This window comes from Candidatus Amarolinea dominans (assembly GCF_016704685.1).
In the GTDB taxonomy this organism is placed as follows: domain Bacteria; phylum Chloroflexota; class Anaerolineae; order SSC4; family Amarolineaceae; genus Amarolinea; species Amarolinea dominans.
Map to the genome: position 1 here is coordinate 1 of NZ_JADIZS010000009.1, position 20,105 is coordinate 20,105.

Annotated in this window: 17 protein-coding genes; 7 read left to right on the plus strand and 10 right to left on the minus strand. The window is 60.8% G+C overall.

All coding sequences use genetic code 11. The features are described 5' to 3' along the window. The first annotated feature begins 177 nt into the window (after window positions 1-177). From IPF85_RS06620 to IPF85_RS06650, 7 genes are all read left to right on the plus strand, one after another. The gene (locus IPF85_RS06620; RefSeq protein WP_343407285.1) at window positions 178-810 is read left to right on the plus strand and encodes a sulfite oxidase-like oxidoreductase; all 633 of its coding nucleotides are present in this window, start codon (window positions 178-180) and stop codon (window positions 808-810) included. Window positions 811-880: 70 nt separating this feature from the next. After that, the gene (locus tag IPF85_RS06625; RefSeq protein WP_343407286.1) at window positions 881-2,452 is read left to right on the plus strand and encodes an AMP-binding protein; all 1,572 of its coding nucleotides are present in this window, start codon (window positions 881-883) and stop codon (window positions 2,450-2,452) included. Window positions 2,453-2,480: 28 nt separating this feature from the next. Beyond that, window positions 2,481-3,728, plus strand: coding sequence for an SNF2 helicase-associated domain-containing protein (locus IPF85_RS06630; RefSeq protein ID WP_343407287.1), 1,248 nt, complete (start codon window positions 2,481-2,483; stop codon window positions 3,726-3,728). Then, window positions 3,692-4,480, plus strand: a complete 789-nt coding sequence (locus IPF85_RS06635) for an SNF2 helicase-associated domain-containing protein (protein ID WP_343407288.1) — start codon at window positions 3,692-3,694, stop codon at window positions 4,478-4,480. Before IPF85_RS06630 ends, IPF85_RS06635 begins: the two co-directional genes overlap by 37 nt. Next, complete coding sequence (locus IPF85_RS06640; RefSeq protein ID WP_343407289.1) at window positions 4,399-5,526, plus strand: SNF2-related protein; 1,128 nt, start codon at window positions 4,399-4,401, stop codon at window positions 5,524-5,526. Before IPF85_RS06635 ends, IPF85_RS06640 begins: the two co-directional genes overlap by 82 nt. Before the next feature lie 153 nt (window positions 5,527-5,679). Further along, window positions 5,680-6,522, plus strand: a complete 843-nt coding sequence (locus IPF85_RS06645; RefSeq protein ID WP_343407290.1) for a helicase-related protein — start codon at window positions 5,680-5,682, stop codon at window positions 6,520-6,522. Continuing rightward, the gene (locus tag IPF85_RS06650) at window positions 6,437-6,979 is read left to right on the plus strand and encodes an SWIM zinc finger family protein (protein WP_343407291.1); all 543 of its coding nucleotides are present in this window, start codon (window positions 6,437-6,439) and stop codon (window positions 6,977-6,979) included. Before IPF85_RS06645 ends, IPF85_RS06650 begins: the two co-directional genes overlap by 86 nt. 51 nt (window positions 6,980-7,030) lie before the next feature. Here the strand turns inward: IPF85_RS06650 and IPF85_RS06655 are convergent, their stop codons facing one another. The 10 genes from IPF85_RS06655 to IPF85_RS06700 form a co-directional block, all read right to left on the minus strand. Then, window positions 7,031-7,429: a hypothetical protein gene (locus IPF85_RS06655; protein WP_343407292.1), complete on the minus strand. Its 399-nt coding sequence runs from the start codon at window positions 7,427-7,429 to the stop codon at window positions 7,031-7,033. Between the two features lie 604 nt (window positions 7,430-8,033). Further along, window positions 8,034-9,185: an RHS repeat-associated core domain-containing protein gene (locus IPF85_RS06660; protein WP_343407293.1), complete on the minus strand. Its 1,152-nt coding sequence runs from the start codon at window positions 9,183-9,185 to the stop codon at window positions 8,034-8,036. 278 nt (window positions 9,186-9,463) lie between these two features. Further along, on the minus strand, window positions 9,464-10,147 hold the full coding sequence (locus IPF85_RS06665; protein ID WP_343407294.1) for a hypothetical protein: 684 nt from the start codon (window positions 10,145-10,147) through the stop codon (window positions 9,464-9,466). Window positions 10,148-10,149: 2 nt separating this feature from the next. Next, a complete protein-coding gene (locus tag IPF85_RS06670) occupies window positions 10,150-11,781 on the minus strand; it encodes an RHS repeat-associated core domain-containing protein (protein ID WP_343407295.1) in 1,632 nt (543 codons plus the stop codon). Window positions 11,782-11,808: 27 nt separating this feature from the next. Then, entirely contained in the window at window positions 11,809-12,258 is a 450-nt protein-coding gene (locus IPF85_RS06675; RefSeq protein ID WP_343407296.1) for a hypothetical protein, read from the minus strand. A gap of 41 nt (window positions 12,259-12,299) precedes the next feature. Beyond that, the gene (locus IPF85_RS06680) at window positions 12,300-14,414 is read right to left on the minus strand and encodes an RHS repeat-associated core domain-containing protein (RefSeq protein WP_343407297.1); all 2,115 of its coding nucleotides are present in this window, start codon (window positions 14,412-14,414) and stop codon (window positions 12,300-12,302) included. Continuing rightward, the gene (locus tag IPF85_RS06685; RefSeq protein WP_343407298.1) at window positions 14,347-14,841 is read right to left on the minus strand and encodes an RHS repeat domain-containing protein; all 495 of its coding nucleotides are present in this window, start codon (window positions 14,839-14,841) and stop codon (window positions 14,347-14,349) included. The genes IPF85_RS06680 and IPF85_RS06685 overlap by 68 nt, the downstream gene beginning before the upstream one ends. A 44-nt stretch (window positions 14,842-14,885) precedes the next feature. Next, window positions 14,886-15,293, minus strand: coding sequence for a hypothetical protein (locus IPF85_RS06690; protein ID WP_343407299.1), 408 nt, complete (start codon window positions 15,291-15,293; stop codon window positions 14,886-14,888). Between the two features lie 4 nt (window positions 15,294-15,297). Continuing rightward, the gene (locus tag IPF85_RS06695; protein WP_343407300.1) at window positions 15,298-17,211 is read right to left on the minus strand and encodes an RHS repeat-associated core domain-containing protein; all 1,914 of its coding nucleotides are present in this window, start codon (window positions 17,209-17,211) and stop codon (window positions 15,298-15,300) included. Then, window positions 17,208-20,090: a hypothetical protein gene (locus IPF85_RS06700; RefSeq protein ID WP_343407301.1), complete on the minus strand. Its 2,883-nt coding sequence runs from the start codon at window positions 20,088-20,090 to the stop codon at window positions 17,208-17,210. The genes IPF85_RS06695 and IPF85_RS06700 overlap by 4 nt, the downstream gene beginning before the upstream one ends. Between the last annotated feature and the right edge of the window lie 15 nt (window positions 20,091-20,105).

Here is a 20,105-nt window from a genome sequence, read left to right on the forward strand (position 1 = left end):
CTGACAATCCTGTCCGCATTCCTGGCAGGCTGAGTAGCCACACAGTGACTGAGTACGCCTCGGCACAGTCATAGCCTGTATTGGCCTGTAATAAACGTGCGCCAACCAGGACTATGCCGATGGATGCCTGCAAGATGGGCAATCCGGTCATCCTGGATTACTGATGGGAGACAGTCTATGTGGTTCGATAATCCATCGAAGAAAGTGGAGCGCCTGAAGAAAGCCAATGTGCCGACGCGATCGGCCAACCAGCGCGTACCGCCGGGACAGGTGTTGTCCGAGCGCTTCCCGGTGCTGCACTACGGCAGCGTGCCGGCCTACCGGGATTTGTCCAAATGGGACTTCCGCATCTTCGGCCTGGTCGCGGAACCGCTGCGCCTGACGTGGGATCAGTTGATGGCGCTGCCGCGCAAGACGATCACGGCCGATATCCATTGCGTGACGCGCTGGAGCAAGCTGGACACGACCTGGACCGGCGTGCCCTGGAGTGAGGTGCTGAAACTGGTGCAGGTCAAGCCCGAAGCTACCCACCTGATGGAGCACGGCGAGAATGGCTTCACCACCAACATCAGCCTGGAAATCCTGGCGGCAGACCCGGACGCCATGCTGGCCTTCGAATATGACGGCAAACCGCTGACGCCGGAGCATGGCTATCCGCTGCGCATGCTGGCGCCCACCAAATACTTTTGGAAGAGCGCCAAGTGGCTGCGCGGCCTGGAGTTCATGGCCGGCGACCGCCCCGGCTTCTGGGAGCAGAACGGCTATCACATGGAAGGCGACCCCTGGCGCGAAGAACGCTTTGGATGGTGACGATCCAAGAATTCATGCATTAGCAAAAACGGCTCCGTCATGGTAGAATTGCGGGTAAACTGGAGCAGGAATGACGCATCCAGCAGCTACCCACCTGAGCGCCCTTCTCGACGCCGCGGCCGACCGGTGGCCCGACCGAGAAGCGATTGTTTTTCAGGACATGCGGCTTACCTGGCGGATGCTGGCGCAGCAGGTTGATCGGCTGGCCGCCGCGTTCATGGCCCTGGGCATCGAACACGGCGATTGCATCGGCCTGCAGTGTACCACGCGGCCCGAATACATCATTACCTACCTGGCGGCCATGCGCTGCGGCGCGGTCCTGGCCGGCTTCAACAGCCAGTACACGCCCCTGGAGGTCAGCCGCCTGGCCCCGCTGGCGCGACCGGTGCTCCTGGTGCTGCAGGCCGATGCGGCCGCCCGCTTGCAGCCCTTCCTGTCCACCCTGACCAGCGTGCGTCACCTGGTCATCATCGGCGATGCCATGGCTCATGCGGATGGCATGACCGATGGCGCCCATCTGTTGACCGATCTCATGACCGCCCAGGCTCAACCCGGGTTGAGCGCCGCCCTGACCGCGCGGCAGGCGCAGCTGCAAGCCGACGATGATGCCTTGATCGTTTTCACCGGCGGCACCACCGGCGCACCCAAAGGCGCGCGGCTCAGCCATGCCAACATCATCAGCAACATCAGCGCGCAGGTCCGTCACCTCGGCTTCCGCAGCACTGACCGCATCATCCTGCACCTGCCCATGAATCATGTCAGCGGCGCGGTGCTCATCACCGTGGGCGCCATGTTCAGCGGCGCTGCCCTCATCATGCTGGAGCGCTTTCACCCCGTTGACACCCTCACCCTGGTGGCCCAGGAGCGGGTCACGATCCTGGGCCAGGTGCCGACGATGTGGATCATGGAGTTCCTGCTGCCCCATTTCGCCGATTTCGACCTGTCCTCCCTGCGCATGACCATCGTCGCGGGCGCGCCCACCACTCCGACCGCCATGCGGCGCATTGCATCCCTGGCGCCTTTTGCCGTGCATGGCTATGGCTTGACCGAATCCGCCGGCATGGTGACTTACACCCGCCCCACCGACAACGCCGATACGCTGGTGCGCACGGCTGGCCGCGCTGCGTCTGAGTTCGACGTACGCATCGTGGACAGCGCCCACCAAACGCTGCCGCCAGGCCAGATCGGCGAGATCGCCGTACGCGGACCCTGCGTGATGAAGGGTTATGTGCAAACTCCGCTGGACAACGATACCGCGCTCGACGCCGAGGGCTGGCTCTACACGGGCGACATCGGCCGCCTGGATGAGCAAGGCTACCTGACGGTCGTGGGGCGGAGCAAAGAGATGTTCATCACCGGCGGCTTCAACGTCTATCCGGCGGAGATCGAAGCCTACCTGGCGGAGCATCCCAAGGTCGCCTGCTGCGCGTGCCTGGGCAAGCCGGACCCGGTCATGGGTGAGGTTGGCGTGGCCTTTGTGTTGCCGCATCCCAACATGCCGTTGACCGTGCAAGAGTTGCGCGCCCATTGCCGGCATGGTCTGGCGCGCTACAAGACGCCGGCCGAGTTTCGGATCAGTGACAGCCTGCCGCTGACCGCTGCGGGCAAAGTGGACAAGGCGGCCCTGGCGCGCTTGCTGTAAGCCACTCAGTTTGGATTGAGTCACATCAATGCTCATTTTACATGCATCCTGGTTGGCCGCCGAGACGGTCGAGACATTTTTCATCTGGGGCGAGGTTGCGGCCGACGCTGAGGGGCGTAAGGGGCGCCGCCGCGCGGCCCCACGCAAGCCGGCCGGGCATCCGGCCCAGGCGCCCACATCCAGCCTGTTGACCGCGGCGCGGCTCAGCACGGGCAGCGGTGTGACCAAAAGCAGCGCCCTGGCCCGCCTGCCCACCGACGATGGACAGCCGCTGACGGCCAGGCCCTTGAGCGCGCAGGGCGACGCGCAACCGACCCTGGCCGATTGGGCGATTGATGGCTTGGCGCTCACCGCGCCGGCCGCCTTGAGTGCCCTGGTCACCTGGCCCACTGCAGCCGCGCCCGGCGTCACCCTGGGCGCCGACCTGCGCTTCTGGATTGCGGCGGCGCGCTTTGCCCTGGAACTCCTGGCCCGCCAGCGCTATATCCCCACCCTGGAGGAAGCGGGCAAAACCGTCGTTGCGCGCTGGCAACCGACCTGGGTGGATGCCGATGAGCAGGCGCGTTTCCAATGGCTGCTGAACGCGATGCCGCCGGCCTGTCGCAGCCTGCGGCCGGCCAACGCCGCCTGGCACCCCATCGGCCCGCTGACCCTGCTCACCGCCGCGCTGACGACGTGGGTGGATCAACAGGTGCGCGCCTGGGCCGGCCCCGTGCAACGCGCGCTGCCCCGCCGCTTGGCGCCCGGCGCGGTGCGGTCGTGGATTGACGCCCTGTTCAGCCCTCAGCCACAGGTGAGCGGCGCCAGCTTTCAACTCAGCGGCCTGGTTGGGCAGATCAATCGCTGGCTGGAGGATTTGCAGCAGGCCACCACGGCCGGCTTTCGCGTCTCTTTCCAACTCGCCACCCCGCCGGCCGCGGCTTCCCCTGGCGAACGTAGTTGGGTCGTGCATTACCTGCTGCAGGCCACCGATGATCCAAGCCTGTTGGTGCCGGCCGAACAGGTGTGGCAAGAGGCCAGCAGCACGTTGACCTTGCTCAATCGCCGCCTGCTGCAGCCGCAAGAGCGTTTGCTCAGCGGTCTGGCTAAGGCTGCGCGCTTGTTTGCCCCGCTCGAACAGACCCTGCGCGCGGCGTGTCCGAGTAGCGTCGCCCTGACCACGCCCGAAGCCTACACCTTTCTGCGTGAGGCGGCCCCGCTGCTCGAACAGAGCGGCTTTGGTATCCTGACCCCGCCCTGGTGGCAAAAAGCGCGGCCGCGTTGGGCGTGCGCCTGAAGCTCAAGCAGAAACAGACGGCCAGCGAGGCCAGCGGGCTGTTGTCGTTTGCCAAAGTGGTGGAGTATGACTGGCAACTGGCCCTGGGCGAAGACCCGCTGACGCAAGAGGAGTTCGAGCGCCTGGCTGCATTGAAAAGCCCGCTGGTCAACATTCGCGGGCAATGGGTTGAATTTCGGCCCGAACAGGTGGAGGCCGCCATCCGCTTCTGGGAAAAGCGTCGCGCCCAGGGCGAGCTGGGCCTCCTGGATGCCATGCACCTTGCACTGGGCGATGGCGAGCAGGGCGCGGTGGACGGCCTACCCGTCACCCATGTCGCCCTCGACGCCTGGCTGCAGGACCTCTTTCAGAACCTCAGCCACCACGATCAACTGCAGCCACTGCCGGCGCCGTCCGGCTTCGTTGGCGCCTTGCGTCCGTATCAGGAGCGCGGGCTGGCCTGGTTGGTTTTCTTGCGTCGCGTGGGTCTCGGCGGCTGCCTGGCCGATGACATGGGTCTGGGTAAATGCCTGAGCGCAGAGACGCTCGTCACGGTCAACGGTGCGCCGCTGGCGGCCGAGACTCTTTGGGACACCTACGCCGGGGAGGCGTATTTCGATGGGGAAGGCTTCTGGGCGCAGCCAAGGCGTCGCTGCACGCCCAGGCCCGGCAAGAGGCCGATGGACGCCTGGTGGCCGCCGGTGCAGCGCCTCTATCGGCAGCAGGTGCAAGAGTCCTGCGCACCATTACCCTGGCCAACGGTTGCCGCGTAACCATCACCCGCCGCCATTGCCTACTCACGCCGGCCGGCTGGACCAACGATCTGCAAATCGGTGATGCCGTGTGTGTCACGCCGCCGGCCGGGGGCGAGCCTGGGCAAGTCACCGTCTTCAGCGCCATCACGGCCATCGAACCCGTGCCGTACACCGGTTGGGTCTATGACCTGGAGATCGCCGGGCGCCACAACTTCGTCGCCAACGGCATCGTGTGCCATAACACCATCCAGACCATCGGCATGGTCTTGCACGGGCGTGAACAGAACCCGCAGCCTGACCCGGTGCTGTTGATCTGCCCCACGTCGGTGCTTGGCAACTGGGAGCGCGAGATTCAGCGCTTTGCGCCCTCGCTGCGCGTGCTGGTACACCAGGGCGCCAACCGCTTGGGCGGCGAGGAGTTCGTGACGGCCAGCCAGCAGACCGACGTGGTCGTCAGCAGCTACAGCCTGCTCGCGCGCGATCGCGAGCTGTTGGGGCAGGTGGCCTGGGGCGATGTCATCCTGGACGAGGCGCAGAATATCAAGAATCCTACGACCAAACAGGCGCAGGCCGCGCGTGGCCTGGCCGCGCGTCATCGCCTGGCGCTGACCGGCACACCGGTCGAAAACCGCCTGACCGATCTGTGGTCCATCATGGAATTCCTCAACCCGGGCTACCTGGGGTCGCAGCAATCCTTCCGCAGTAAGTTTACGTTGCCTATCGAACGCTATCACCAGCCCGAACCGGCCGCGCAACTCAAGACCCTGGTGCAGCCGCTGCTGCTGCGCCGGCTGAAATCCGACCCAACTATCATTCAGGACTTGCCTGAGAAGAACGAGATGAAGGTCTTCTGCAACCTGACCGCGGAGCAGGCGACCTTGTACGAAGCGGTGGTGCAAGATTCGCTGCGGCAGATTGAGGAGTCGGAGGATGCAGCGTCGCGGCCTGGTTTTGTCTACGCTCATGAAGCTGAAGCAGGTCTGCAACCATCCCGCGCACTTCCTGGGCAACCGCACGACCAGCGATTTGGCCGGCCGTTCCGGCAAGCTCAACCGTCTGTCTGAGATGTTGGAAGAGGTGCTGTCGGTCAATGACAGCGCGCTGATCTTCAGCCAATTCTTCGAGATGGGGCGAGATGCTGGTGCAGCACCTGACCGCATCCTTTGGCGAAGAGCCGTTGTTTTTGCACGGCGGCGTGCCAGCGCCAGCGCGATGAGATGGTGAAGCTGTTTCAAAGCGGCAACGGCCCGCGCCTGTTCATGCTTTCGCTCAAGGCCGGCGGTGTGGGTTTGAACCTGACGCAGGCCAACCATGTCTTTCACTTCGACCGTTGGTGGAATCCGGCCGTGGAGAATCAGGCCACCGATCGCGCGTTCCGCATCGGGCAACAGCGCAACGTGCAGGTACACAAATTCATCTGCGCGGGCACCCTGGAAGAGAAAATTGACCAGCTGATCGAGAGCAAGAAAGAGCTGGCCAACAGCATCGTGGGCGGGCGAATCGTGGTTGACAGAGCTTTCCACGGCGCAGTTGCGCGATCTGCTCGTGCTGCGGCAGGATGCCGTGGCGACCGAGGAGGGGGTATGAGTCCACGCCGCGCGTCCTACCGCGAGGACAACGATCACTACTTTGCGCCGTCGCGGCCATTACGGGCTGACGGCATCCGCGCTGAGCATCAAACGGGCGCGTTTGCCAAGAGTTGGTGGGCCGATCGCTGGATTGCTGCCCTGGAGCGCCTGGTGGACAGCGGCCGCCTGGCGCGCGGCCGCGCCTATGCGCGCAAGGGGCAAGTTCTGGAGATCAATATCGAGCCGGGCAAGGTGAGCGCCCGTGTGCAAGGCTCCAGACCAACTCCGTATAAGATCACCATCAACATTGGGCAGTTGACAAACCAGGAGTGGGAGCGCGTGCTGACGGCGCTGGCCGCACAGGCCATCTTTACGGCCAGCCTGCTCAACGGCGAGATGCCGCCCGATGTCGAGACCGCCTTCGACGCGGCCAAGGGTCTCCCTCTTTCCCCAAACCCAGCAGGACCTGACCACCAAGTGCTCCTGCCCTGATGCGGCCAACCCGTGCAAACATCTGGCTGCGGTCTTCTATCTGCTCGGTGAGCGTTTCGACCAGGACCCCTTCCTCATCTTTCGCCTGCGCGGACGCACGCGCGAAGAGATCCTGGGTGCGCTGCGCGCCGGGAGACAAGGATATGGCGCCGAGCGACAAGGACATGGCGCTGCGGCCGCGATTGGCGCCGCGGCCGAAAAACTGACCGACGGGCGCCCACTGGAGGAACTCATTCCAACGTTTTGGCAAGAGGGTGCGCCGTTGGAGCATTTCACCGTGAGTATTGCTGCGCCTGAAGTCGGCGCTGTGCTGCTCAAACGCCTGGGCGCGCCACCGTTGGGCCAGGACGCCACCGAGGTGAGCGCCACGCTCACGCGCACCTACGCCATCGTCACCAGCCAAGCCCTCGATCTGGCCTTTGGCGGCGAGGAAGAAGATGAGCCTGCCACGGCATGAACGGGCTTTTCGTGGCAAGAATCCGCTCAGTTTTCTCTGCCACGAATTTCACTAATCTTCACGAATTCCAGGGCCTTTTCGTGTCAATTCGTGCAATTCGTGGCAAGAATTCGCCCAGCTTTCTCTGCCACGAATTTCACCAATTTGCACGAATCGAGCTTCTGCCTTCGTGTCAATTCGTGCAATTCGTGGCCGAAAATCCGCCCCGCTTTCTCTGCCACGAATTTCACTAATTTGCACGAATCGAGCTTCTGCCTTCGTGTCAATTCGTGGCATTCGTGGCAAGAATCCGCCCGTCGTGTCGCTGCCAATCACCGCCTTCACCCGATTGCCGTCCGCGTCGTAGGTGTAGCTGGCCAGCACCGTGCTCCCCTGCTTCACCTGCTGCACGCGGTTCTCCGCATCGTAGACCAGCGTGTAGGCCACGCCGCCCACCGTGCGCCCGGTCATGTTGCCGTTGCAGTCATAGCTGTAGACGTTGCTCCCAGCCTGCTGCACCGCATGTGGCTTCGTCGTCTGTGTCCCCGCCTGGCAATTCCCCGGCGACGACGCACCGTACACATAACTCCCCACACTGGACTTACTCGCCGTGGCATTCACCCTGCCTGGACTGCACATTAGATTCGGCCACGGAAGTATCTCAGGCTTCATCGGCACAGTGGGGGTGCAATTATTTAGCGATGTCTGAGTTTCCACCAGACCCAGGTGCGAAGCGAGAGCCATAGGAGCCCTCCGATGAGACCTAGTATCCAGGCATGCAAGCATAGTGCATGCGTGAAATCTAGGGACTGACAAGTCCGTGTGGTAACACCAGTGAATGGCAAGGCATAGCAAATTCCAGTATATACTACCGCTCCCAGGAAAGCTACCACCAATAATACGACATAGAACACTAAATCGTACATCAAGATCACGGGATGATCAATAAACCAAAAGCGACTCGCCAAGTAAATCGCTACGAACAATCCCGCCACCATACCTGCATAAGGACTCAAAGCAGTCGCGAATCCTTGTACTAGACAAATGACCATCATAGACCGCCAGATATGATCCCTCATGGTTGGGCAGTCTCCTCAACCACATCCACCAAGCCTTGCTGTATCGCCTCCTGCAAGATCTGTTCTGCGGCATCATAGCCGCCTATTGCAATACTGCGTACGATTTTCTCAAAGACATCCGCGTCTATATTGAGAACTCGCCCTTCCATCTTGACGGTCCATATACCGGGTTGATCAAGGCGCAACTGCCAACGAGCCATAGGCATGTCGCTTCGGAGCGTTATCGCACTTGCTGACCCTGGCAAAGGGAGCTTGGCACGTAGCCATCCTGCGAACTTGCCACCTAAGCCGCCCATAACCACACCTGCAGTCATATCTGCTGCTATGGCCCCAGTATCAAATAGTCCAAGCTGCCGTGCTTGCTCCATGACCGATTTTTGTGGATTCTTGCCCATAAGCTGCTCAATGCCAGCTTGAGTGAGTGCTTGAACTTGACCTCCGGCAGCGCTGCCAACGCCACCGAATGCCGCAACTCCAAGCAGAGAAGCACCTGCTGGAGCCAAGCCCAATGTTGCGCCCGCCACAAGACCCCCAACAGCCGCTCCCCCTACTTCAGCCCAGTTGACATCCCGAATGTCCTTTCGATCCACGATCAATTGTTTGCCCAAGTCGACAACGCCACCGGCGATGAAACCCGCCACTGCTACGCATGCTATCGTCGAGATGCCATCAATGCAATGTCCTGTCGGATCTGTGAACCTGAGAGGTCGGTTCCCGACGTAGCTGTAACGATTCAGATTTTGCGGATTTTGAGGCTGGGGGATCAGCGTATCCGCGCTGATGAACCGCGCCAGCGTCGGGTCGTAGTATCTCGCGTTGTAAAAATACAACCCGCCCGCCACGTTGTCCAGCACCTGCCCGGTGAAGCGGCGCTTCGTCGGCGTCGCTTCATCGGTCGCCCCGCGATTCTCACCCCACGGCTTGTACCACAACTCCGCCTCGCGCACACCGCTGGCGCCATTGGCCGTCACCGTCGTGCTGCCCAGGTGATCGCGCAACAGCCAGTACAACACCCCCGCCACGCGCACCGCCACCCGCTGACCGTTGAAATAGTAGTATTTCGTGTGCGTCGTCGCACTGCCAACCACCTTCTTCTCGTACAGGTTGCCAATCGTGGTGACCGTCTCCCCGTTCAGCACGCTCTTCACCCGGTTCCCGTCGTGCTGCTCCCAGCACCGTCTTGACCCGGTTGCCGTCCGCGTCATAGGTGTAACTGGCCAGCAGCGTGCTTCCCTGCTTCACCTGCTGCGAGCGGTTCCCGGCGTCCCTTCGACTGCGCTCAGGGTAAACTTTGCTCAGGGGATAGGTGCTGTCCAAAGTGTTGCCGACTGTTCTCCGCCAGCGGTGACGCTGCAAACCCGTACACTCATTTCCGCCCCCGACCTGTCTCAAAATCATTAGCACATTCCGTCGGCCTTCCATTCTCTTACCAACCCGTCTCACGATCCTCTACAAAACGAACCGCTTCCAAACCCAGCCACGGCACCGGGCGAAGATTCGTTCTCACATCTTCCAGCGGATTACCCCATCGCTGTTGGTATAAAGCGGGAAGCGAGTCCCGTACACCAATAAACACGCGTGAAATAGCCGACTTGTTGGTCAGGAGTGGAGGTGTCTGTTGACGGCGATCGGATCCCGTTCCGGTAGCAACAATGCCTTCTGCTGGGAAATACAAGTCGAACGCGTATCGTATGCCGCTGGTGGGCGGATTCGATCCATAAGCCGCCCAATACCATTCGGGCGGAGAGTGGGTGCAATTCAGAAACTGCCCTACATTAACACCGTTTGGTTCATACTCAATTCCGATCTGATCTACGGTTTTACCATCTCTGGAAAGCACGCCGTATTTCAGCCCATCGTGATCCCAATTAGCGAACCAACCACCGCTGTCCCGAGGGTTGGTGCTGATCATCGCATGTGGAATGCCATAGGCCTTTTCCACGGCGTCGGCGAATTCTTCGAGAGTCGTTGTTTGGCCAACATAAGCCTGTAAGGGAGTGGCTAACAGCGCATCGCACGTTTGGCTCCTGGACGTAGATACAGGGCGACAAGCAGCCAACATCACACCCAACGTCATAACCGAGACAAGCAAAAGAGGATACCTGCGCATGCTCATCTCCATCCGTTGAGTAACTCGCCGATCCGTGTCATTTGAGCATTCACATCCACGTTGAGAGGCCTTTCAGATGACTTGTAGCTATTCCCGAACACCCACACTGTGACCGCCTCAGCCCACACATCCCACCTTGCCGGATAGAAATGGGACTGCGCAGCATAATTCGTCAGGGGTTTCTCATTCCAGACATCTGAAAAACGCCCATACATGGAGTTTCCATAAGGTCCGGTTCCCGTCTGAACATGGCTATGCCAGTCAATGACATGCGCCAATTCATGCACGACGGTGTGCATGAGCCAGGTGGCATCATGTACGGTATTGGGTATGTTCACGGTGTCGGTACCTGGCGGCAAGGCACAGGGGTGCCCGGAACACGATCCTGGTTTGATCCTGGCGCCGCCGCCGAGCAGCCTCTGCAGTTGGGCCAATCCTCCGCTGAGCTTGTTGCCGAAGCGCACAATGCCGGTGGCCATGGGGATGAGTTGAGTGGCAAAATCCCAGGCGCCCAGAATCGTGATGCCGGCTTCGCCCACGGTCTCGCGCAGGATTTGCTCATCCTCGAATTCAGGATCGCCTGCAATGCCGAACCAATTTCCGCCGGTGTGGCCGTGCGCCTTGTACCAGCGGTCTTTCCAACGCCATTCTTCTTGCCAGCAGGTTACGTCACCGGCCGCGCAGGCCGCATAGCCTGAGGGATCAACGAAGACGGTGGGTCGGTTCCCGACGTAGCTGTAACGATTCAGATTCTGCGGATTTCCTGCATTGGGGATCAGCGTATCCGCGCTGATGAACCGCGCCAGCGTCGGGTCGTAGTATCTGGCGTTATAGAAATACAACCCGCCCGCCACCTCGTCCAGCACCTGCCCGGTGAAGCGGCGTTTCGTCGGCGTCGTCTGATAGGGCGTCCCGCGATTCTCCCCCCACGGCTTGTACCACAACTCCGCCTCGCGCGCACCGCTGGCGCCATTGGCCGTCACCGTCGTGCTGCCCAGGTGATCGCGCAACAGCCAGTACAACACCCCAGCCACACGCACGGCCACGCGCTGACCGTTGAAATAGTAGTATTTCGTGTGCGTCGTCGCGCCGCCAACCACCTTCTTCTCGTACAGGTTGCCGATCGTGGTGACCGTCTCCCCGTTCATCACGCTCTTGACCCGGTTCCCATCCGCGTCATACACGAAGCTCGCCGTTGCTGCCCCGCTGATGCTGACCAGGCGATTCTCGTCATCATACGTCAGGGTGTAGGTGTTCCCCCCGATCGTGCGCCGCCGCATGTTGCCGTTCTGATCGTAACAGTAACTGCTGCCGTTGCTCGTGCTCACCACCGCATGCTTCTTCACCAACGCCCCTTCCGGACAGGTGCTCGCCTGCGCCACCCCGTAGCCGTACGTCCCCAGTCCCGTCTTGCTGATCAGGTTGCCATTCGGAGTGTAACTGTAGGTTTCGTTGTACGGCCCGTTGCCAACCGACGTGTAGCCCGTGCAGTTGTCGCCGGCCGCGGTCGTAAACCCGCTCAACAGCCGATCCAACCCGTCGTAGCTGAAGCACTGCCGCTGACCGCTGTTGCGCGCATCCACGATCCAGCGCACATTGCCGGCCGTATCGTAGCCATACGTCAAGTCCTGCAATTTGGATCCTATCGTTCGTTGCCTTCCTCAATCGCTAAATAGAGCACCACAGGTATAACGCTTACCAAACATCGTATATCGTGCGCGCAATGTCACAACGCCTGCCGTCGCCGGCCAGTTGTCACGATCTGAAAAGGTAAAGCCAATGGTTTCACCAGCGGGATCGTCGTTATACCAATAGTAGTACGACACAATCAGCTCATCCACAGGGACGTTCAGGTACTTCGGCGAATACCATTCGAAGGTGCGTACCATATTGGCTATACATGCGGGCGCCCCATCAGTCAGACTCTTGGCAAGTTCGACATCCCCTGATGTGGTCGCGTCAACGAAGGTGCGGGCAATGGCATAGGGTGTGGGTTGAATCAGTCCCCGCGGCAACACGTGTCGCGTGGTAACGATATCAACGACGATGCCCCCCACCACTACGATCAAGACAACAACCACGCCAACCAACCAACGGCTGAGTCGAGACATCTGCGCATCTCCTTTCGTCAGCATGTTACTGAACGAAGTCGTTAATGGCTGGGTAGCCCTCGCAACTTGCCGGCCAAATCAGAAATCTTGACAGGTTCGACAGCGAGTGAAGCCGCAATGCCGCCGATTGATCTCGCGGAACCGATTCCTGACCGAGCTAGCTTGGCATAGTCCACCAGGCCGGCCGTTGCCCACTTGAACGTTCCACCGCTATGTCCGAACGCAGCGAGACCCGAGATATCCCACAAGACATCAAGATATGCAGCCCCGCTGTAGACGTAAGAGGTCTCGTTGATATAGTCATGAGCACCCCACGTGAATGACGCTACCGCCAGGTCCGATGCCACTGTAAAGGGCACCAGCTTTTCTTTTCGGCCCCCCATCCCCGCCGGTCTGTGTCGTTCTCGTAGCCAGTTTGTCATTAGTGGGCATGTGCCGATGCAGTGACCGGCAAAGGGACTGAAGGCAAGGAAGTTAGTTTCAGCATCGTATGCCGCTGTCTCGTTGACATACATGTAATAGGTGGGCGATCCATTGATAAGGGCGACATTGCCCCCAACCATGAGAAGCAAGTAGCCAGTGATATCTTGACCTGCGTAGGACAACCCACCAGCCAGACCGAGAATAGCTCCTGCACCGGCGGCGAAATTCGCTGCGGCAAACTCGCTCACGCTCTGGCCCGCCGCATAATCCCATTGCCAGTCCAGCCCAGGAATGCCCTGGTCCAACAGGTTGTAGTAGACACCCCAGCAACTGGGTTGATAGTTCATGTTCTGTGCGCGATCACCCACACCGGCGCCCCATGGCGCTGCCGCGCACAATCCTGCTGGATCTGTGTACCGGAGAGGATTATTTCCGACATAAGAGTATCTGTTGAGATTTTGCGGATTCCCTGCCCCCGGCACGATCGTATCCCCCTGGGTAAACCGCGCCAGCGTCGGGTCGTAGTATCTCGCATTGTAGAAATACAACCCGCCCGCCACCTCGTCCAGCACCTGCCCGGTGAAGCGGCGCTTCGTCGGCGTCGCGCCGACGGGCGTCCCTCGACTCTCACCCCACGGCTTGTACCACAGCTCGCCCGTGCGCTCACCGCTGACGCCATTGGCCGTCACCGTCGTGCTGCCCAGGTGATCGCGCAACAGCCAGTACAACACCCCCGCCACGCGCACCGCCACGCGCTGACCGTTGAAATAGTAGTATTTCGTGTGCGTCGTCGCGCCGCCAGCCACCTTCTTCTCGTACAGATTGCCGATCGTGGTGACCGTCTCCCCGTTCATCACGCTCTTGATGCGGGCGCCATCGGCGTCATAGGTGTAGCTTGCCGTCGCCGCCCCACTGATGCTGACCAGGCGATTCTCGTCATCATACGTCAGGGTGTAGGTGTTCCCCCCGATCGTGCGCCTCCGCATGTTGCCGTTCTGATCGTAACAGTAACTGCTGCCGTTGCTTGTGCTTACCACCGCATGCTTCTTCACCAACGCACCTTCCGGGCAACTGCCCGCCTGCGCCACTCCGTAGCTGTACGTCCCCTGCCCCGTCTTGCTGATCAGGTTCCCCGCGTTGTTGTAGCTGTAGCTCTCATCGTACACCCAGCTCCCGGTCCCATCGTCGTAGCCCGCGCAAATCGCATCACCCGTGAAGCCGCGCAACAACCGATCCAACCCGTCGTAGCTGAAGCACTGCCGCTGACCGCTGTTGCGCGCATCCACAATCCAGCGCACATTGCCGGCCGTATCGTAGCCATACGTCAAGTCCTGCAAACTGCTGGCATCCGCCGTTGTTCCTGCCTTCACCTTCTGCAGGCGCCCCAGTCCGCCGCTCGCTGTCCAGGGATGGTAGGTGATGCCAATCTGCACCACCGGATTGTTGTTGTTGCTCTGCTTGCCCAGCTTCAACTGCGTCAGCCTCCCGGCCTCATCATACACCGCATTCCCGCTGCGCACATAATCCACACTGCTGTACATCCGAGCCGGCAGCCCCTGCGTCGTGTACGCCAGGTTGACCGTCTCCGCACTCTGGGTGGGGTAAATCAGTCTCCGCACCCGGTCCGCCGAATCATAGGTGTAACCGAGGGTGTACGCCTCCCCATCAATCGTGTGCGTTTCCGCCGTCACCCGGCCGCGCTTGTCGTATGTCCAACTCGCTGTTGCTGACATCGCCGCCCACATATGCCCTCATCCCGGTGCGCCGCCCCTTGCCGAACTGCGTGGCCCCATCGAACGCATCATAGCTGTAATCGGCCAACACCATCCCGCTGCTGCTGCCGCTCTGCCATTTCTGCGTCAGCCGGTTCAGTCCGTCATAGCCAAACCCTATCGTGACATTCCGCGCATCGGTCTGCGCCACCAGGTTCCCGGCCGTGTCGTACGTGTAACTCCACGCACCCATGTCCGGGTCGTTCATACTCGTCTTGCGCCCCAGCAGGTCGTACGTGATCGTCGTCACCGCCCCATCCGGCCCGGTCATCTGCAGCAGCCGGTCGGCGATGTCGTAAGCATAGGTCGTCACGCCGTTCGCATTCGCATTCCAGGCCGGCGTCGGACACGTGGCCGTGCCGCTGCCCACCTGATCGGTGCCAGCCATCGCATCCCTGTTTTCCGCTTGGGATCCACCGGCCTGGTATTCCACTACGGTGTCAAATCGAGCAGATTCAGAGGAATCCACCCTTCAAGAGAACCTGAGGATTTGACAAAGGCCCAGAATTCTTGATCGGTATTTGACCAGGCAAGCCTCATAATGGCGACCTCTTCATGGCACGCAAGAACGCCCAAGAGCTTCCCTCTGTCACCCATGTACACACTGTTTTTGTCCGGCGGAGTAATACCAGGCAGCTCCCATACGTTGACATCAAGTTTGCATGAGCCAAGTTTGGGATCATTGGCACTTCCAATATGCGCTTTTCTGGGCAGTACTTGTAGTTCGTGTGGTGTTGTTGGTGTTTCTCGGGGAGGGGTCGGTTGAGGCGATATCAAGGCGCATCCGTTCAGCGTCAACATAAATAAACACATCGTTATGGTCAATATGGTATTCAGCATGGCGCTACCTCGCCCACGGCTGAAAGTAGTACCATGGCACACGATGACCAGGCGAGTTGCTCGCCCAAAGCCCGGATCGCGCATCCACAGCATAAGTCACGGCCAAGCCAACCTCTGCCATGCTGATGATTCCATCATACAACATGGACCCGTGGCTTACCGCCACATACCCCAAGTTCAGATCGGGATTACTCAACCCGCTGAGAGGGCCATCTCGAAGCCAATTGCTGGCGTAACCAGCAGCCGGCCCAAAGAAATACCCCAGGTAAAAAAGTCCTGCGTAATGATGGCTTGGATTGGGGTCATCAACCAATGATGCTCTCCAGTTGGCTGTGCCTTCGAAGAGAGGTTCATATTGGGCCCATGCAGCGCCAGGGTTGGTTGCCATCTGCCAGGCTGCAGGGATGGCATGGCCAAGCGGTACACCTCCCCAAATAAAACCAATGGCTTGGGCGTATAATCCTTCCTCGCCGGGTGCATAATACGAGGCCAGTTGTTGAAGATGAGTAACAAAACGATCCAATCCTGCAGCCGGGGCGCCTTGCCATGATGTGCTACCTTCCCAGAGTCCTTCCCTATTGGCGTGATACCTTGTCCAATCCTCATCTGTCCACGAACCGTTAGCCCCACTGCCGGCAAACAAGATCGAAAAGAACCGATCTCGGCGATCTTGGTCAGTTGGCGCACGACCATGCGCGGCGTAGAAGGCTTGCTCCCACGCAGCATCTATGGGGTCAAATCCACTCGGATCCACAAAACGTAAAGGTCGGTTCCCGACATAGCTGTATCTGTTCAGACTTTGCGGATTTCCTGGATTGGGAACGATGGCATCCGCGGCGAGAAATCGCCCGATGACCGGGTCATACCATCGCGCCTGGTAGAACAGCAACCCTGATCCACTATCCCGCCGCTGCCCCGTGAAGTTGAACGTCGTCGGCGTCGTGCCCGCCGTGTAACGCGGCGCGCCGTAGGGGTAGTAGCGAATCTCGGTGTTGGTGTTCAACCGATTCCCCGCGCTGTCCAGCGTCAGCGCGGTGGAGCCGAGATGATCCGTCAGCAGATAGTAGAGTACACCGCCGCTGTTCTCCGCCACGCGTGCGGCGCCAGCGTAATAGTACTTCTTGACCGTCCCGTTGTCTACTTCGTAAGTGTTCCCTACGAAGACCCGGGTCGCGCCGCTGATGGTCTCCTTGACCCGGTTGCCGTCGCCGTCGTACACATAGCTGGCGGTCACGCCCCCGGACATCGCAGTCAGCCGATTCTCCGCGTCGTAGGTCAACGTGATGTCCTGGCTGCCGCTGATGCGCCGGGTGGCGTTGCCATTCTGGTCGTACCAGTATTTCTGATAGCCTGCCGTCGTGCCCCCGACATGGGTCACAGCATGCTTGTGTGCGCCATTCTGATAGTAGAGGTTCGTGCCTGCGCTCTCGAAATTGGTGATGTTGCCCGCATTGCTGTAGGCGTAATTGCGCTGGCTGTAAGCGCCGTAGTTTCCATTGTTGGCAACGCAGGTCCCCCCGCTCAGCGTGCATGCCGTTTGCAGACGATCCAGTCTGTCATACGTGAAGCGCAGCGCCTGGCTCCCGCCGTACGCCGCCGCATCCGTAATCGTCAGCACGTTGCCCGCATCATCGTACGTGTAGCTGATGTTCTGCCGGTTATCGTAGTTCGGACTCGTGCCTGCCTTCAGGCTCACCAGGCGGAAGTTCTCGGCCACACTGTAGGCGTACAACTGCTTCACCACCCCGGTCGTGCTGCCCAGCCAGCGTTCCATCACCTGCCCGCGCTCGTTGTACTGCGTCTTGCCGACATAGTAGGTGCTGCCGTTGCTGCGCACTGTGTTCAGCAACCCCTGCGTCGTGTACGCATAGTGTACCTGCTCGCCAATCTGACTCGCACTGCCGCCGGGGTATTTCATCCACAGCGGCCGATCCGCCGAGTCGTATCCCCCACTGCGTCACGAAGGTTCCGCCGCCCGTTCCGTTGATGGCCTTGCTCTCCTGCGTTACCCGTCCGCGGCCGTCGTAGGTCCAACTTTGCGCTGCCGGAGCTGTCGCTCATCCCGGTGCGTCTCCCCTTGCCGGTTGTGCCGCTGTCATACGTGTAACCCACCGCCGTCGCACTGCATCCACTCGACCCGCTGTAGGTCTTGCCCTTCACCCGGTTGAGGCCATCGTAGCTGAAGGTGATGACGCAACCCCGCGCATCGGTCTGCGTCTGCAGATTGCCCGCCGTATCGTAGGTGTAACTCCACGCACCCATGTCCGGATCGCTCATGCTGGTCTTGCGGCCGGCCAGGTCGTACCCGATCGTCGTCACCGCCCCGTCCGGCCCCGTCATCTGCTTCAGCCGGTCGGCCACATCGTAGCTGTAGCTGGCCTGCCCGTAGACCGTCGCTCCCCAGTTCGGCGCAGCCCCCGGCGCCAGCGTCAGATCATACTGCTTGACACTCGCCAACCGCCCAAAGGCATCGCTCTCCGAGATCGTCTGGTGGTTCAGTTCGTCCAGCATCGCCGTCTGCCGATTCTGGTAGTAGGTGCGCACGGTGCTGCCGTCCGCCTGCGTCACCTGCGTCACCCGCCCCAACCGATCGGACGTTGACTGCGTCGCGGCCAGCCCACTCCAGTTCACCGCCTGGTACGTCACCCCGCTCACCGTCCCCGTGTACGGCGCCGAGGCCGCAGCCAGGCTGCCCAGCCCATCGTAACGCTGGCTCGCCAGGCTCCACTGGCTGCTGCTGTACTCCTTCTGCACCTGCCGCACGCGCCCCAACCCATCGTAGAACGTGCGCTCCTCCAGGTAGGTCGCACTCGCGCTGGCGTCGCCATTCCCATCATCGCGCAGCAAATGCCGCTGCACATACAACCCCTGGTCCGTCGTGTAGACAATCTTCTCCGTCGCCGGGTTGCTGAACCCCGCCCCCGGCTTACGCACCTCCGTCAGCCGGCCAAACGTATCGTACGTATAGAGCGTGACCGCCTCGTTGGCGTCGGTCTCGCTCTGTATTTGTCCCACCAACCCGCTGCCCCCCGCTGTCGCATTCATGCCGTAGCGCGTGTAAGTCGTCGTCAGCGTCGCGCCGCCCAACTGACTGGCCGGCTGCACCGTTACGCTCATCGCATAGGCATGAAACGTGCTGTCGAAGGCCGTCGTGACCACGCTGCCATTGGCCGCCGTCTCGCTCCAACGGTTGCCCCATTGGTCATAGCCGTAAGCCGTCGACCGCATCCAGTTCGCGTCACACCCCGTGCCGCCCTGCCCCGCCTGCCACACCTCCTTCAACTGCCCGGCCGTCGGCGCCTGGTTGTACGCCGCATAGCCGCTGTAGTTGTCGTAGATGGTGCGCGTCTGCCCCTGGCATGTCCCGCTTTCGCTCCCCGCGAACAGCTTCTCCTCCGCCACCCGATTGACGATGTAGGTCGTGCCGTCATTGCGTGGGGAATAGACCCGCTTGATCGTTCGGTATGGTATCGTTGGCGCGGCCTCGCTGTATAGCCGGGTCAACAGCAGATTGCCATACGCCGCATCGTAGGTGTTGACGCTTTTGGTGTAACGCAGCGGCGGGTCCGTGCCGTTGGGGTCCCCTACGTATTCGGTCTTGTCTTGCAGATAGACGAAGTGCATCCCGCCCGGCGTCCCCACGCTGGTCTCGTTCCAGGTCTGCAGCGAACGCGCCAGCAAGTTGTTGGTGACGCCCAAACCCGCACGCGTCTCTGTCTTGGACAGCTTGCCTTTCCAGCGGTGCTGATTGGTCGTGGTGTGGAACCACTGTCGTATGCGCGTGTCTGGCTGGCCGCTCCCAATCAAGGCGCCGCTCCCTACCAGCGTCATTTCCGCTTCGGCAAAGCCCCCCGCCTCGTTGTCCCAGGTCGTCGTGTACCAGTAGCTCGTCACGATGTCCGGATCGCTCCCGCCCCCACGCCGCCGCTCCTGCTGCACCACCATTCCGCCGCTCGAACCACCGTAGGTAACCTCCACCCGTCCCTGGTAGCCGTTGTTCACCGTCACCATGTGCCCATCCGTCGTGCCGCTCCCGTAGGTGTAGCTGGTTGGCGGCAGCGCATTGCTGCCGGTCCCATAGTGCGTGATCGTACTCAAGTACAGCCGGCTCTGCGACGGCGCCGCCGGGTTGATGAACGCCGTCATGCCCAACACCAGCTTGTGCAGCAGCGTATTGTTGGCCATCACCTCCACCCGCTGCAGGTACTTTCGTGTCCAGAAAACCTGGTAGCCGGTCTCGTCGAAGTGCTGAGCCCGGTCCTCCCGGTTCTGATAGAATAGCTTCAGCTTGAAGGCGCCGTTTGGCCCATAGCTGATCTCCTTCACCCGCACCGCACGCACCTGGATGCGCGCATCGGCCGTGTAGTCGTGGTTCGAGCAGTCTACCGGCACATTCACCGCCAACAACGAACCCTCGTAGTCATAGCTGAACGTCAGACGATTAGGCGTCGTTGGCGTGGTGTCGCGCACCTCGGTCAACACCCACTTGGTGAAGCGATGCACCACCCGCAGTTCCGAAGGCGTCCAGTCTCCATTGCTGCAATCGCGCACATACAGCGCCGGCTCGAAGTGATAGGTGATGCCGCCCTCGGTCGTCACCTCCCACACCAGGTTGTCCCGGTTGTACTCCCCTGGCGTTTGGGGCAAATCAATCGTCCTGAAGGGCGTCGGCGTACTGGGGTCGAAATATTCCATCGATGGATAGTCAGGGTTGGAAGCGGTGGGCCGGCGGATCTTCAGGAAGGGGTCCTGCACGCTGTAGAAAATCTCGCCGTGTTTCTCCAATTCGTGGGTCACGCCGTTCAGGGTCAG